The organism is Streptomyces rubrogriseus (genome assembly GCF_027947575.1).
GTDB lineage: Bacteria > Actinomycetota > Actinomycetes > Streptomycetales > Streptomycetaceae > Streptomyces > Streptomyces rubrogriseus.
Map to the genome: position 1 here is coordinate 911,821 of NZ_CP116256.1, position 14,134 is coordinate 925,954.

12 protein-coding genes are annotated in these 14,134 nt (G+C 70.6%); 11 read left to right on the plus strand and 1 reads right to left on the minus strand.

The window, feature by feature from the left end; translation table 11 throughout:
• Positions 1-117: 117 nt before the first annotated feature.
• The 5 genes from Sru02f_RS03900 (at position 118) to Sru02f_RS03920 (ending at position 6,393) form a co-directional block, all read left to right on the plus strand.
• On the plus strand, positions 118-642 hold the full coding sequence (locus tag Sru02f_RS03900; RefSeq protein WP_007450155.1) for a sigma-70 family RNA polymerase sigma factor: 525 nt from the start codon (positions 118-120) through the stop codon (positions 640-642).
• A gap of 59 nt (positions 643-701) precedes the next feature.
• Positions 702-1,490 (plus strand): anti-sigma U factor RsuA, encoded by a 789-nt coding sequence (rsuA, locus tag Sru02f_RS03905; protein WP_109032651.1) that lies wholly within the window; start codon positions 702-704, stop codon positions 1,488-1,490.
• An 82-nt stretch (positions 1,491-1,572) separates the two neighbouring features.
• A complete protein-coding gene (locus tag Sru02f_RS03910; RefSeq protein ID WP_164278492.1) occupies positions 1,573-3,909 on the plus strand; it encodes a HelD family protein in 2,337 nt (778 codons plus the stop codon).
• Between the two features lie 434 nt (positions 3,910-4,343).
• Complete coding sequence (locus Sru02f_RS03915) at positions 4,344-5,759, plus strand: NAD-dependent malic enzyme (protein WP_109032652.1); 1,416 nt, start codon at positions 4,344-4,346, stop codon at positions 5,757-5,759.
• Between the two features lie 352 nt (positions 5,760-6,111).
• Positions 6,112-6,393: an HU family DNA-binding protein gene (locus Sru02f_RS03920; RefSeq protein ID WP_003950507.1), complete on the plus strand. Its 282-nt coding sequence runs from the start codon at positions 6,112-6,114 to the stop codon at positions 6,391-6,393.
• Positions 6,394-6,576: 183 nt separating this feature from the next.
• Here the strand turns inward: Sru02f_RS03920 and murA are convergent, their stop codons facing one another.
• The gene (murA, locus tag Sru02f_RS03925; protein ID WP_109032653.1) at positions 6,577-7,923 is read right to left on the minus strand and encodes a UDP-N-acetylglucosamine 1-carboxyvinyltransferase; all 1,347 of its coding nucleotides are present in this window, start codon (positions 7,921-7,923) and stop codon (positions 6,577-6,579) included.
• A gap of 233 nt (positions 7,924-8,156) precedes the next feature.
• Here murA and Sru02f_RS03930 point away from each other — a divergent pair, with 233 nt between their 5' ends.
• The 6 genes from Sru02f_RS03930 (at position 8,157) to Sru02f_RS03955 (ending at position 14,031) form a co-directional block, all read left to right on the plus strand.
• A complete protein-coding gene (locus Sru02f_RS03930; protein ID WP_042826249.1) occupies positions 8,157-8,729 on the plus strand; it encodes a YqgE/AlgH family protein in 573 nt (190 codons plus the stop codon).
• 30 nt (positions 8,730-8,759) lie between these two features.
• Positions 8,760-9,044 (plus strand): DUF3039 domain-containing protein, encoded by a 285-nt coding sequence (locus tag Sru02f_RS03935; protein ID WP_030402030.1) that lies wholly within the window; start codon positions 8,760-8,762, stop codon positions 9,042-9,044.
• Positions 9,045-9,286: 242 nt separating this feature from the next.
• A complete protein-coding gene (locus Sru02f_RS03940; protein WP_109032654.1) occupies positions 9,287-10,585 on the plus strand; it encodes an extracellular solute-binding protein in 1,299 nt (432 codons plus the stop codon).
• Positions 10,582-11,547, plus strand: coding sequence for a carbohydrate ABC transporter permease (locus Sru02f_RS03945; protein WP_164278494.1), 966 nt, complete (start codon positions 10,582-10,584; stop codon positions 11,545-11,547). The genes Sru02f_RS03940 and Sru02f_RS03945 overlap by 4 nt, the downstream gene beginning before the upstream one ends.
• Complete coding sequence (locus Sru02f_RS03950; protein WP_109032656.1) at positions 11,544-12,389, plus strand: carbohydrate ABC transporter permease; 846 nt, start codon at positions 11,544-11,546, stop codon at positions 12,387-12,389. The genes Sru02f_RS03945 and Sru02f_RS03950 overlap by 4 nt, the downstream gene beginning before the upstream one ends.
• Positions 12,390-12,393: 4 nt before the next feature.
• Positions 12,394-14,031 (plus strand): beta-N-acetylhexosaminidase, encoded by a 1,638-nt coding sequence (locus Sru02f_RS03955; protein ID WP_109032657.1) that lies wholly within the window; start codon positions 12,394-12,396, stop codon positions 14,029-14,031.
• Positions 14,032-14,134 lie beyond the last annotated feature (103 nt).

Here is a 14,134-nt window from a genome sequence, read left to right on the forward strand (position 1 = left end):
TTCGCGTCCGTACCGAATGGGCGAGCGACCGACTGGGGGAACCCCCGGACATCGGAGGTGGGCGTGCGCAAGGATTCCGTCGTGGCCAATGAACGTGGTGCGAGGGCCCGACATCGCATGTCGCAGTCGTCCTCGGAACCCGACGAGGAGCTGATGCGCGCGCTGTACCGCGAGCACGCCGGCCCCTTGCTGGCCTACGTGCTGCGGCTGGTCGCGGGGGACCGCCAGCGCGCCGAGGACGTCGTCCAGGAGACGCTCATCCGTGCCTGGAAGAACGCCGGTCAGCTCAACCGTGCGACCGGATCGGTACGCCCCTGGCTGGTGACGGTCGCACGTCGCATCGTCATCGACGGCCACCGCAGCCGGCAGGCCCGGCCGCAGGAGGTCGATCCGTCGCCGCTGGAGGTCATCCCCGCGGAGGACGAGATCGACAAGGCGCTGTGGCTGATGACGCTGTCGGACGCGCTCGACGACCTGACCCCGGCCCACCGGGAGGTCCTCGTCGAGACGTACTTCAAGGGGCGTACCGTCAATGAGGCGGCGCAGACACTGGGCATACCCAGCGGCACCGTTCGCTCCCGGGTGTTCTACGCCCTGCGTTCGATGAAGCTGGCTCTGGAGGAGCGGGGGGTGACGGCGTGATGAGCGGCTACGGGGGAGTACAGGGATTCGGCCCGGGGGACACGGGTAACTCTGTCCCCATGCAGGGAACACCGGCGCCGAACGAGCACGAGACCGTCGGCGCCTATGCCCTCGGGATCCTCGACGAGGCCGAGGCGACGGCCTTCGAGGCCCACCTCGCCACCTGCGAGTGGTGCGCCCAGCAGCTCGACGAGCTGGCCGGCATGGAGCCGATGATGGCGGCGCTCGCGGACCTGCCGGGCACCGGCACGCCCGCCGTCGCCGAGTCGCTCACCGTGAAGCCCAGCGCGCGGCTCTCGGAGAAGCTCGTCGACGAGGTCGCCGAACGCCGCGCGAGCAAACGCCGCCGCAACTTCTACCTGGTGGGCACCGCGGCCGCGCTGATCATCGGCGGCCCGTTCGCCGCCGTGGCGACCACCGGCGGCGGGGGCGGCGGCGGTGACGACGGCGGCGGCCGCAGGGCCGAGGCGACGCAGCAGGCCGCGAGCCCCGCCGAGTCCGCCTTCGCCGCGATGCCGGACCGGGTCACCGCCACCGACCCGGGCACGCAGGTCAGCGCGACCGTGGCCCTGGAGAAGAAGGCCTGGGGCACCGAAACGGTCCTGGAGCTGAAGAACCTCAAGGGCCCCCAGAAGTGCTCCCTGATCGCCGTCGGCAAGAACGGCGAGCGGGAGACGCTCACCTCCTGGTCGGTCCCCGACTGGGGCTACGGCATCCCGGGCGCCACCACCGAGAAGGCCAAGAAGCCGCTCTACGTGCACGGCGGCGCCGCCTTCGAACCCAACCAGATCTCCCACTTCGAGGTCATGACCTTCGACGGGAAGCGGCTCGTGGAGGTCGACGCGTAGCGCGGGCCGCAGGCGCGCCGTAGCTTCCCGGGCCCCCTTCGCGTATTTTTGACGGCTGCCCAGCACGTCAGAAGGGGGCCCGGTGGCCGCACAGGCTCAACAGGATTCAGCGGTCGACTCGGAGCACGAGCCCGTACGGAAGGACTCCGCACGGGAGGACTCCGTACGGGACCGAGAGATCGACGTGGAACAGGCGCACCTCGACCGGGTGTACCGACGTCTCGAGGAGAAGATCCACGAGGCCGAGTTCCTCATGCACGACGCCGCGCAGCGCGGCCACGTCGGCACGCCCGGCGCCCTCGCCGAGCGCGACGCGCAGGTCTTCCGGGCCGGCATCCACCTCAACCGCCTGAACAACGAGTTCGAGGACTTCCTGTTCGGCCGCATCGACCTGCTCCTCGGCAAGGACGGCAAGAAGGGCCCGGACGGCGCGTACACGGCCGTCGAGCCCGCCGAGGGCGCCCTCGGGCCCGACGGCACCGCCGACATCGCCGAGACCCTGCACATCGGCCGCATCGGCGTCCTGGACGAGGACTACGCGCCGCTGGTCATCGACTGGCGGGCGCCGGCCGCCGCCCCCTTCTACCGGTCCACGCCGGTCGACCCGGGCCGGGTCGTGCGCCGCCGGGTGATCCGCTCCAAGGGGCGGCGCGTCCTCGGCGTCGAGGACGACCTGATGCGGCCCGAGATCACGGCCCGGCTGGACGGCGAGGAGCTGGCCGTCGTCGGCGACGGCGCCCTGATGGCCGCCCTCGGCCAGGCCCGTACCCACTCCATGCGGGACATCGTGGCCTCCATCCAGGCCGAGCAGGACCGGGTGATCCGCGCCCCCGCCGCCTCGGTGACCTACGTCGAGGGCGGCCCCGGCACCGGCAAGACCGCCGTCGCACTGCACCGGGCGGCGTACCTGCTCTACCAGGACCGGCGCCGGTACGCGGGCGGCATCCTGATCGTCTCGCCGACGCCGCTGCTCGTGGCGTACACCGAGGGCGTGCTGCCCTCGCTGGGCGAGGAGGGGCAGGTCGCCATCCGCGCGATCGGTTCGCTGGCCGACGACGCGGCGGGCGCGGAGGCCACGCTGTACGACTCCCCGGCCACCGCCCGCGCCAAGGGCTCCGCCCGCATGCTCCGGGTCCTGCGCAGGGCCGCGCGCGGAGCGCTGGAGCCGGCCGACTCGCCGACGCTGCTCAGGGTCGTCGCCTTCGGCCGCCGCCTCGAACTGGAGGCCGAGGAACTGGCCGGCATCCGCCGCACCGTCCTCGGCGGCACCGCGCCCGTCAACCTGCTGCGTCCGCGCGCCCGCCGGCTGCTCCTGGACGCCCTGTGGGAGAAGTCGGGCGCCGGGGCCCGGCACAGCGATCCCGAGCTGGCCGCCGAGCTGCGCTCCTCCTTCGACGAGGACGTCAGCTCCGAGGACTCCTTCACCGGCTTCCTGGACGCCTGGTGGCCGGAGCTGACCCCGGGCGCCGTGCTGGCCGCCATGGCGGACGAGCGCCGCCTGGGCCGCTGGGCCCGGCGCGTGCTGAACCCGGGCGAGGTCCGCAAGGTGGCCCGGTCGCTGCGGCGCGAGGGCCACTCCGTGCACGACATCGCCCTGCTCGACGAGCTCCGGGCGATCGTCGGCACCCCGGCCCGCCCCCGCAAGCGGCGCGAGCAGGACCCGCTGGACCAGCTCACCGGCCTGGAGGAGCTGATGCCGCAGCGCGAGGAGACCCAGTGGGAGCGCGCCGAGCGCCTCGCGCAGGAGCGCACCGAGTACGCGCACGTCATCGTCGACGAGGCACAGGACCTCACCCCGATGCAGTGGCGGATGGTCGGCCGCCGCGGCCGGCACGCCACCTGGACGGTCGTCGGAGACCCGGCCCAGTCCTCCTGGTCCGACCCCGACGAGGCGGCCGCCGCCCGGGACGAGGCCCTCGGCAGCCGCCCGCGCCGCCGCTTCGAGCTGACCGTGAACTACCGCAACCCGGCCGAGATCGCCGAGCTGGCGGCGAAGGTCCTGGCGCTGGCCATGCCCGGCTCGCCGTCCCCGTCGGCCGTGCGCTCGACCGGCGTCGAACCGCGCTTCGCGGTGGTGGAGGAATCCCTCGCCCGCACGGTCCGCGCGGAGGCGGACCGGCTGCTCGGCCTCGTCGACGGCACCGTCGGCGTCGTGGTCGCCATGAACCGGCGCGAGGAGGCCCGGCGCTGGCTGGACGGGCTCGGCGACCGCGTGGTGGCGCTGGGCAGCCTGGAGGCCAAGGGCCTGGAGTACGACGCCACGGTCGTGGTCTCCCCGGCCGAGATCGCCGACGAGTCGCCCGCCGGACTGCGCGTGCTGTACGTCGCCCTGACCCGGGCCACCCAGCAGCTGACGGTCGTCTCCGGCGAACGGGACGAGCCGGACGCCTCGGGGATGCCGGATCTGCTGCGCGACTGAGCGCCGGGCCGGGGGAGCGGCCGCAGACGTGCGGAAGGCCCGCGCCGTGCGACGGCGCGGGCCTTCCGCTTCTGTTTAAGTGGCACCGACCCGCCATGCTCGCCTCGCGGCAAGTGGTCGCTCGTAGCGACGAAGGTTGGGCCCGGGGGCTTGGATCGAGCCGGTGCCACGTCCAAGGTAACAAACGATCCCCGCAAGACAATTCCCGTCCCGCGGGTTCCTTCGGCGATCCTGCCGCCATCGTGCCGCGTCCCCGTCCGAGTCTTCCGGCGGGCCTTCCCCCGACGGGGTACTTCTCGTATGGTGGAAGTCGTTTTCCGAAATCGGAGCGAACAAAAAGTTCGCAATCCGGGGCGGCTACCGCGTACCCAGTGGTAGGTGCGACGATCGGACGGCACAACCCAGTTACACGGTGAAAGCAGAGGAAGTCGGCCATGGCAACGGCGCCCAGCGTCTCCTACTCGATGACGGTCCGACTGGAGGTGCCCGCCGGCGGAACCGCCGTCTCGCAGCTCACCACGGCGGTGGAGTCCGCGGGCGGCTCGGTCACCGGCCTCGACGTCACGGCCTCGGGCCACGACAAGCTCCGTATCGACGTCACCATCGCGGCCGGCTCGACCGCCCACGCCGACGAGATCGTGGAGCAGCTGCGGGGCATCGAGGGCGTCAGCCTGGGCAAGGTCTCGGACCGTACCTTCCTCATGCACCTCGGCGGCAAGATCGAGATGCAGTCCAAGCACCCCATCCGCAACCGCGACGACCTGTCCATGGTCTACACGCCCGGTGTGGCGCGGGTCTGCATGGCGATCGCCGAGAACCCCGAGGACGCCCGGCGGCTGACCATCAAGCGCAACTCCGTTGCGGTCGTGACCGACGGCTCCGCCGTGCTGGGCCTGGGAAACATCGGCCCGAAGGCCGCGCTGCCGGTGATGGAGGGCAAGGCGGCCCTGTTCAAGCGGTTCGCCGGCATCGACGCCTGGCCGATCTGCCTGGACACCCAGGACACCGACGCGATCGTCGAGATCGTCAAGGCCATCGCGCCGGGCTTCGCCGGCATCAACCTGGAGGACATCTCGGCGCCCCGCTGCTTCGAGATCGAGGCCCGGCTGCGCGAGGCCCTGGACATCCCCGTCTTCCACGACGACCAGCACGGCACCGCCATCGTCGTCCTCGCCGCGCTGACCAACGCCCTGCGCGTGGTGGGCAAGGGCATCGAGAACGTACGGGTCGTCATGTCCGGTGCCGGCGCGGCCGGTACGGCCATCCTCAAGCTGCTGCTCGCCGCCGGCGTCAAGAACGCGGTCGTCGCCGACATCCACGGCGTCGTGCACACGGGCCGCGCGGACCTGGTGGACGCCGCGCCCGAGTCGGCCCTGCGCTGGATCGCCGACAACACCAACCCCGAGGGCCTCACCGGCACCCTCAAGGAGGCCGTGCACGGCGCCGACGTCTTCATCGGCGTCTCCGCCCCCAACGTCCTGGACGGCGAGGACGTGGCCGCCATGGCCGACGGCGCGATCGTGTTCGCGCTCGCGAACCCCGACCCCGAGGTGGACCCGGCGATCGCCCGGGAGACGGCCGCGGTCGTCGCCACCGGCCGCTCGGACTTCCCGAACCAGATCAACAACGTGCTGGTCTTCCCGGGCGTCTTCCGCGGCCTGCTGGACGCCCAGTCCCGCACCGTCAACACCGAGATGATGCTCGCGGCCGCCCACGCCCTCGCGGACGTGGTGACCGAGGACGAGATCAACCCGAACTACATCATCCCCAGCGTCTTCAACGACAAGGTCGCCGGTGCCGTCGCGGGCGCCGTGCGGGACGCGGCGAAGGCCGCCGGAGTGGTGGCGTAGTTCCCCCCGGCGGGGGAAGGCGGCCTGTGGCGTGGTGGTGAGGATCACCACGGCGGGCCGCCCCTCCGGCGCGTCGCGGGATGTCGGGCTTCGGATCGCCCTCTAGGGTTGCGCAAGGCTCAGGCCCTCTCGGCGTGTGACTCCCAAGGGTGTTCTCACGACTCCTGGGGGTGCCGGATTGGCTTTACCGCCGCAGGTGGAGGCAGGATGCCTCCCTGGGCGCGAGGGTCTGACGACCGACCCGGGTCCGGGGAATGTCAGAGGGCCCTGGCAGCATCGGCATCGCTGTGCCCAACATGCGGCTCCGCCGCGTGGCACGCCTCAACGGCAAGAAGAACACGGGAGTAACAACATGAACCGCAGTGAGCTGGTGGCCGCGCTGGCCGACCGCGCCGAGGTGACCCGCAAGGACGCCGACGCCGTGCTGGCCGCCTTCGCCGAGGTTGTCGGCGACATCGTCTCCAAGGGCGACGAGAAGGTCACCATCCCCGGCTTCCTGACCTTCGAGCGCACCCACCGTGCCGCTCGCACCGCCCGCAACCCGCAGACCGGCGAGCCGATCCAGATTCCGGCCGGCTACAGCGTCAAGGTCTCGGCGGGCTCCAAGCTCAAGGAAGCCGCCAAGGGCAAGTAGGCGCTCCGCCTGGAGTGCCGGGGACTGCGCGGATCGTTCGTTCGGGATGCGGTCGTTTCGCGGCTGCGGGCCGTTCGTGGCTGGTCGCGCAGTTCCCCGCGCCCCCTTCGGGGCGCTCGACTCAACGCCGATGGGGCGGTCACCCGGGTTCGGGTGACCGCCCCATCGGCGTGTCTGCGTGGGTCAGCCCAGGGCCTTGCCCGGGAGTTCCACCTTCGCGCCCAGCTCGACGAGCTTGTCCATGAAGTTCTCGTAGCCGCGGTTGATCAGGTCGATGCCGTGGACCCGGGAGGTGCCCTGGGCCGCGAGGGCGGCGATCAGGTACGAGAAGCCGCCGCGCAGGTCGGGGATGACCAGGTCGGCGCCCTCCAGCTTGGTCGGCCCGGAGACGACGGCCGAGTGCAGGAAGTTGCGCTGGCCGAAGCGGCAGTCGGAGCCGCCGAGGCACTCGCGGTAGAGCTGGATGTGGGCGCCCATCTGGTTGAGCGCGGAGGTGAAGCCCAGCCGGGACTCGTAGACCGTCTCGTGGACGATGGACAGGCCCGTGGCCTGGGTCAGTGCCACCACCAGGGGCTGCTGCCAGTCGGTCTGGAAGCCGGGGTGCACGTCCGTCTCCAGGGCGATGGACTTCAGCCGCCCGCCCGGGTGCCAGAAGCGGATGCCCTCGTCGTCGATCTCGAACGCCCCGCCCACCTTGCGGAAGGTGTTCAGGAACGTCATCATCGAGCGCTGCTGGGCCCCGCGGACATAGATGTTGCCCTCGGTGGCCAGCGCCGCGGAGGCCCAGGAGGCGGCCTCCAGGCGGTCCGAGAGGGCACGGTGGGTGTAGCCGCCCAGCTCGTCCACACCCGTGATGCGGATCGTGCGGTCGGTGTCCATGGCGATGATCGCGCCCATTTTCTGCAGGACGCAGATCAGGTCCTCGATCTCCGGCTCCACGGCCGCGTTGGACAGCTCCGTGACGCCCTCGGCGAGCACGGCGGTCAGCAGCACCTGCTCGGTCGCGCCGACGGACGGGTACGGCAGGTTGATCTTCGTACCGCGCAGTCGCTGCGGAGCCTCCAGGTACTGGCCGTCCGCCCGCTTCTCGATCTTCGCGCCGAACTGCCGCAGCACCTCGAAGTGGAAGTCGATGGGCCGGCCGCCGATGTCGCAGCCGCCCAGGCCCGGGATGAAGGCGTGCCCGAGGCGGTGCAGCAGCGGGCCGCAGAACAGGATCGGGATGCGCGACGAGCCCGCGTGGGCATCGATGTCGGCGACGTTCGCGCTCTCCACGTGGGAGGGGTCGAGGACCAGCTCGCCGGGCTCCTCGCCCGGACGGACGGTCACCCCGTGCAGTTGCAGCAGTCCGCGTACGACCCGCACGTCGCGGATGTCCGGCACGTTGCGCAGCCGGCTCGGCGCACTGCCCAGCAGGGCGGCCACCATGGCCTTCGGCACGAGGTTCTTCGCACCGCGAACCCGGATCTCGCCCTCCAGCGGGGTTCCGCCGTGGACAAGCAGTACGTCATCAGCGCCGTTGACGGTCATGAATCTCGCGTTCCGTGGGGTTGGGCAGGGGCCAGAAGGGAAAGGGTAATCGTCTTGTACCCCCCATCCATGCGCCTCCGCACGGTCCGGCAACGTCATGGATTTGTCACAACACGCGGTGTTCACCGGCGCGTACGGGGGGTCACGATCGAGGGACGTGCGCGGGTGCGTGTTCACTCCCGTGCCCCCGATTGCCTCCCCACCGGAGGGGAACATGCGGGATCATGTCTGGCATGACCGAGGTGTCCTCGCTCACGGGGCGACTGCTCGTGGCAACGCCCGCCCTGGCGGACCCGAACTTCGAGCGTGCGGTGGTGCTCCTCCTCGACCACGACGAGGAGGGCTCCCTCGGTGTCGTCCTCAACCGTCCCACGCCCGTCGACGTGGGCGACATCCTGGAGGACTGGGCGGACCTGGCCGGTGAGCCGGGCGTCGTCTTCCAGGGCGGCCCGGTGTCCCTGGACTCGGCCCTCGGCGTCGCCGTCGTCCCCGGCGGGGCGTCGGGCGAGCGGGCGCCGCTGGGCTGGCGCCGGGTGCACGGCGCGATCGGTCTGGTCGACCTGGAGGCGCCGCCGGAGCTGCTGGCGTCCGCCGTGGGCGCCCTGCGGATCTTCGCCGGGTACGCGGGCTGGGGGCCCGGCCAGCTGGAGGACGAGCTGACCGAGGGCGCCTGGTACGTGGTCGAGTCCGAGCCGGGCGACGTCTCCTCGCCGTTCCCCGAGAGACTCTGGCGCGAGGTGCTGCGCCGCCAGCGGGGCGACCTGGCGATGGTGGCGACCTATCCGGACGACCCTTCGCTCAACTGAAGCGTGTGAGCTTCAGTACCCTTGGCCGTTATGAGCACTCTCGAGCCCGAGCGCGGGACAGGTACGGGAACCCTCGTCGAGCCGACGCCGCAGACGTCCCACGGCGACGGCGATCACGAGCGCTTCGCGCATTACGTCCAGAAGGACAAGATCATGGCGAGCGCCCTCGACGGCACCCCCGTCGTGGCGCTGTGCGGCAAGGTCTGGGTACCGGGCCGGGACCCGAAGAAGTACCCCGTCTGCCCCATGTGCAAGGAGATCTACGAGTCCATGAGCGGCGGCGGGGACGAGGGCAAGGGCGGCGACAAGAAGTAGCGCCGGGCGCCGGGAAGCGGCGCCGCTTGCCCGTACAGACCTCTCAGATCTTCCCGAAGGCCCCCGGAGTGTGCCCGCGCGCACTCCGGGGGCCTTCGTGCGTCGGGGCTGATTAACAAAGAGGTTTACGAATTGGTTCAGACCTCTTGTGGACAGGTTCATGTCTCCCTACGCTCCTGGGTGTTGTGCAGAGCGAAACCGTCATTGCATATGTTGCAACGCACGCCCGGAGGAAAGACTCCATGAAGCTCGCCCCCCGCCTTGCCGTACTGCTGGCCGCGGCCGTCGTCGCCGCGACGGCCTGCGCACCCCAGGCGTCCGACAACTCCTCCTCCGGCAAGGACGAGAAGAGCGGCACCCTGCGCGTCTGGCTGTTCCAGGAGGTCAACAACAAGCCGAAGGAGAAGGTCGTCGACGCGGCCCTCGCCGACTTCGAGAAGGCGCACGCGGACACGAAGGTCACCGTGGAGTACATCCCGGTCGAGACCCGCGCCCAGCGCATCAAGGCCGCCTTCAACGACCCGAAGAGCGCCCCCGACGTCGTCGAGTTCGGCAACACCGACACCGCCGGTTACGTGAAGGACGGCGGACTCGCCGACATATCCAAGGAGTTCGCGGCCTGGGACGAGGCCAAGGACGCCGACCCCACCGCCCGCCAGTCGGTCACCGTGGACGGAAAGGTCTACGGCGCCCCCTACTTCGTCGGCGTCCGCGCCCTCTACTACCGCACCGACGTCTTCGACGAACTGGGCCTCGAGGCCCCCAGGACGCTGGCCGAACTGGCGTCCACCGCCAAGCAGGTCCGGGCCGCGAAGCCCGACCTCTACGGCCTCGCGGTCGGCGGCGCCTACACCTACGGCGCGATGCCGTTCATCTGGGCCAACGGCGGTGACATCGCCACCGGCAAGGGCGGCTCCTACGCCTCCGCCATCGACAGCGCCGCCGCCCAGAAGGGCATCAAGGCGTACACGTCCCTGTTCGGTGACGCCAACTGCCCCGCCGCCAAGTGCGCCGGCATGACCGGCAACGACACCGTCACCGCCTTCGCCTCCGGAAAGGCGGCCATGGCCATCGGCGGCGACTTCAGCCACCAGGCCATGGAGGCCGGTGCCGTGAAGGGCAAGTACGCGGTGGTGCCGCTGCCCGGCGTCGAGCCCGGCTCCATCGCCCCCGCCTTCGCGGGCGGCAACAACATCGGCGTCCTGAAGAGCACCTCGCACCGCACCCTCGCCGTCGACCTGATGAAGCGGCTCGCGTCCAAGAAGGCGCAGGGCGAACTGTTCGACGCGATGGGCTTCCTGCCGACCTTCACGGACGTACGGCAGCAGGTGGCGGCCAGGGAACCGTTCGTGAAGCCGTTCGTCGACACGCTCGCCGCGGGCACGAAGTTCGTCCCGGCGTCTCCCGCGTGGGCCACGATCGACTCCTCGCTGGTGCTGCCGACGATGTTCCAGGAGGTGGTCAGCGGCAAGAAGGACGTGGGCGCTGCCGCTGGGGACGCGGCTCGGAAGATGGACGACGCGTTTGGCTCCGCCGGATGACGGGTTCGCCTGTGAGCTCGGGGGGTGCGGTGCGTGGGCGGGTGACGGTGCGTCGTGGCTTGTCGCGCCGTTCCCCGCGCCCCTTCGGGCGCTCCTCCGCCACCCCCTGGATCTACCTTGCCCCGGCTCTTGTCGTTCTTGGGGGGTTGCTGGTCTACCCCGTTTATCAGCTTGGGCTGATCTCCTTTCTGGAGTACACGCAGGCCCAGGTCAGTGGTGGGGAGCCGGCGACCTTTCAGGGGTTCGGCAACTATGCCGAGCTGCTCGGGGACGGGGAGTTCTGGCGGGTGCTGCTCGCCACCGTCGTGTTCGCGGCCGCCTGCGTGGTGTCCACGCTGGCCGTCGGGTGCGCGCTCGCCGTGCTGCTGACGCGGGTGCGGGCCGTGCCGCGGCTGGCGTTGATGCTGGCGGGGCTGGGCGCGTGGGCGACCCCGGCGGTCACCGGGTCGACGGTCTGGCTGCTGCTGTTCGACCCGGACTTCGGGCCCGTCAACCGGATGCTGGGCCTCGGCGACCACTCCTGGACGTACGGGCGGTACAGCGCCTTCCTGCTCGTGCTGCTCGAAGTGGTCTGGTGCTCCTTCCCGTTCGTCATGGTGACCGTCTACGCCGGGATCCGGGCCGTACCGTCCGAGGTGCTGGAGGCCGCCGCGCTGGACGGGGCCTCGCAGTGGCGGATCTGGCGCTCGGTGCTCGCGCCGATGCTCCGGCCGATCCTGGTGGTCGTCACCATCCAGTCGGTCATCTGGGACTTCAAGGTCTTCACCCAGATCTACGTCATGACGAACGGCGGCGGCATCGCCGGCCAGAACATGGTCCTGAACGTCTACGCCTACCAGAAGGCCTTCGCGTCCTCGCAGTACAGCCTCGGCTCCGCGATCGGCGTGGTCATGCTGCTGATCCTGCTCGCGGTGACGCTGGTCTACCTGCGGCTGCTGCGCCGCCAGGGGGAGGAGCTGTGAATCCTGTGCGTGCGCGAGTGCGCCGTCCGTGGCGGCTCGCGGCCGAGGTGTCCGCGCTGCTGATCGCGGTGGTCGTCGCCTTCCCGCTGTACTGGATGGTGCTGAGCGCCTTCAAGCCGGCCGGGGAGATCGAGTCGAGCAAGCCCCGGCCCTGGACGCTGACCCCCTCGCTGGACTCCTTCCGGCGGGTGTTCGAACAGCAGGAATTCGGCCGCTACTTTCTCAACAGCCTGATCGTGGCGGGTTGTGTGGTGATCGCCTCGGCGTTGATCGCGTTCCTCGCGGCGACCGCGGTGACGCGATTCCGGTTCCGTTTCCGGACAACCCTGCTGATCATGTTCCTGGTGGCCCAGATGGTGCCCGTGGAGGCGCTCACGATCCCGCTGTTCTTCCTCATGCGGGACTTCGGCCAGCTGAACACGCTGGGTTCGCTGATCCTGCCCCACATCGCCTTCTCGCTGCCCTTCGCGATCTGGATGCTGCGGGGTTTCGTGAAAGCGGTGCCGGAGGCGCTGGAGGAGGCCGCCTACATCGACGGGGCGAGCCGGGCTCGCTTTCTGTGGCAGATCCTTTTCCCGCTGGTCCTGCCGGGTCTTGTGGCCACCAGCGTCTTCTCCTTCATCTCGACCTGGAACGACTTCCTGTTCGCCAAGTCGTTCATCATCAGTGACACCTCCCAGTCGACGCTGCCGATGGCGCTGCTGGTCTTCTACAAGCCGGACGATCCCGACTGGGGCGGCGTCATGGCCGCGTCCACGGTGATGACGATTCCGGTGCTGGTCTTCTTCGTACTGGTACAACGACGACTCGTCTCCGGCCTCGGCGGAGCGGTAAAGGACTGACAACGTGACGGACCTGACGGACGTGACGGACGCGACCGACGTGATTCCCCGGCCGCGGCACGCGGCGGCCCGGGACGCCTACTTCGACCTCGGCCCCGACACCCGGCTGGTGGCCGACGAGGGCGCCGGGCACACCGAGCGCTGGCTGCGCGCCACCCTGGGCGCGGCCACCGGCCTGCCGCTGGCGCCCGGTGAGGGGAGCGGCGGCGCCGTCCGGCTGTCCCTCGACGGGGAACTCGCCGACGAGGGCTACCGCCTCGACATCGCAACCGACGGCGTACGGCTCACCGGCGGCGGTCCCGCCGGACTCTTCTGGGGCGCCCAGACCCTGCGCCAGCTGCTCGGGCCGGACGCCTTCCGGCGCGCCCCGCTGCCCGGCCGCCGGTGGCGGCTGCCGCTGGGCCGCATCGAGGACGAGCCCCGATTCGGCTGGCGCGGACTGATGCTGGACGTCTCGCGGCACTTCATGCCGAAGGACGGCGTCCTGCGCCAGCTGGACCTGATGGCCGCCCACAAACTCAACGTCCTGCACTTCCACCTGACGGACGACCAGGGCTGGCGCATCGAGATCAAACGCCACCCGAAGCTCACCGGGACCGGCTCCTGGCGCTCCCGCACGAAATTCGGTCACCGGGCCTCGCCGCTGTGGGAGGACAAACCGCACGGCGGCTACTACACGCAGGAGGACATCCGGGAGATCGTCGCCTACGCGGCCGCGCGGCACATCACCGTCGTCCCCGAAATCGACGTGCCCGGACACTCGCAGGCGGCCATCGCGGCGTATCCGGAACTCGGCAACACCGATGTGATCGACACCACCGCGCTCTCCGTCTGGGACACCTGGGGCGTATCCCCGAACGTCCTCGCCCCAACCGAGAACACGCTGCGCTTCTACGAGGGCGTGTTCGAGGAAGTCCTGGAGCTTTTCCCCTCCGAGTTCGTCCACGTCGGCGGCGACGAATGCCCCAAGGACCAGTGGCGGGCCTCGGCCACCGCGCAGGCGCGGATGGCGGAACTCGGCCTCGCCGACGAGGACGAACTCCAGTCCTGGTTCATCCAGCACTTCGACACCTGGCTCGCCGAACGCGGACGCCGGCTCATCGGCTGGGACGAGATCCTGGAGGGCGGCCTCGCCAAGGGCGCGGCCGTCTCCTCCTGGCGCGGCTACGCGGGCGGGATCGCCGCCGCGCGCGCGGGGCACGACGTCGTGATGTGCCCCGAGCAGCAGGTGTACCTGAACTTCCGGGAGGACGGCGGCGAGGACGAGCCCGTGCCGATCGCCTTCGTACGCACCCTGGAGGACGTCTACCGGTTCGAGCCGGTTCCGGCGGAACTGACCCCGGAGGAATCCGGACACGTGATCGGCACCCAGGCGAACCTGTGGACCGAGGTGACGGAGAACCAGGAGCGGGTGGACTACCAGCTCTTCCCGCGGCTCGCCGCCTTCGCCGAGGTCGCCTGGAGCGACCTGCCCGCCCCGGCCGACCGGGACTACGCCGCCTTCGAGCGGCGGATGGCCACCCACTACCGGCGGCTCGACGCCCTGGGCGTCGCCTACCGTCCGCCGGCCGGTCCGCGGCCCTGGCAGCGGCGGCCCGGTGTGCTCGGCCGGCCGATGGACGGGCCGCCGCCGAACAAGTAAGAGAAACGCCCCTAAACGTCACCGAAGAGTGGCAACTCGCGCGCATCGCGTGTAACTCCGATCATCGGAGATCCCGTGCGAAAACGGACCATCTAGCCGACGA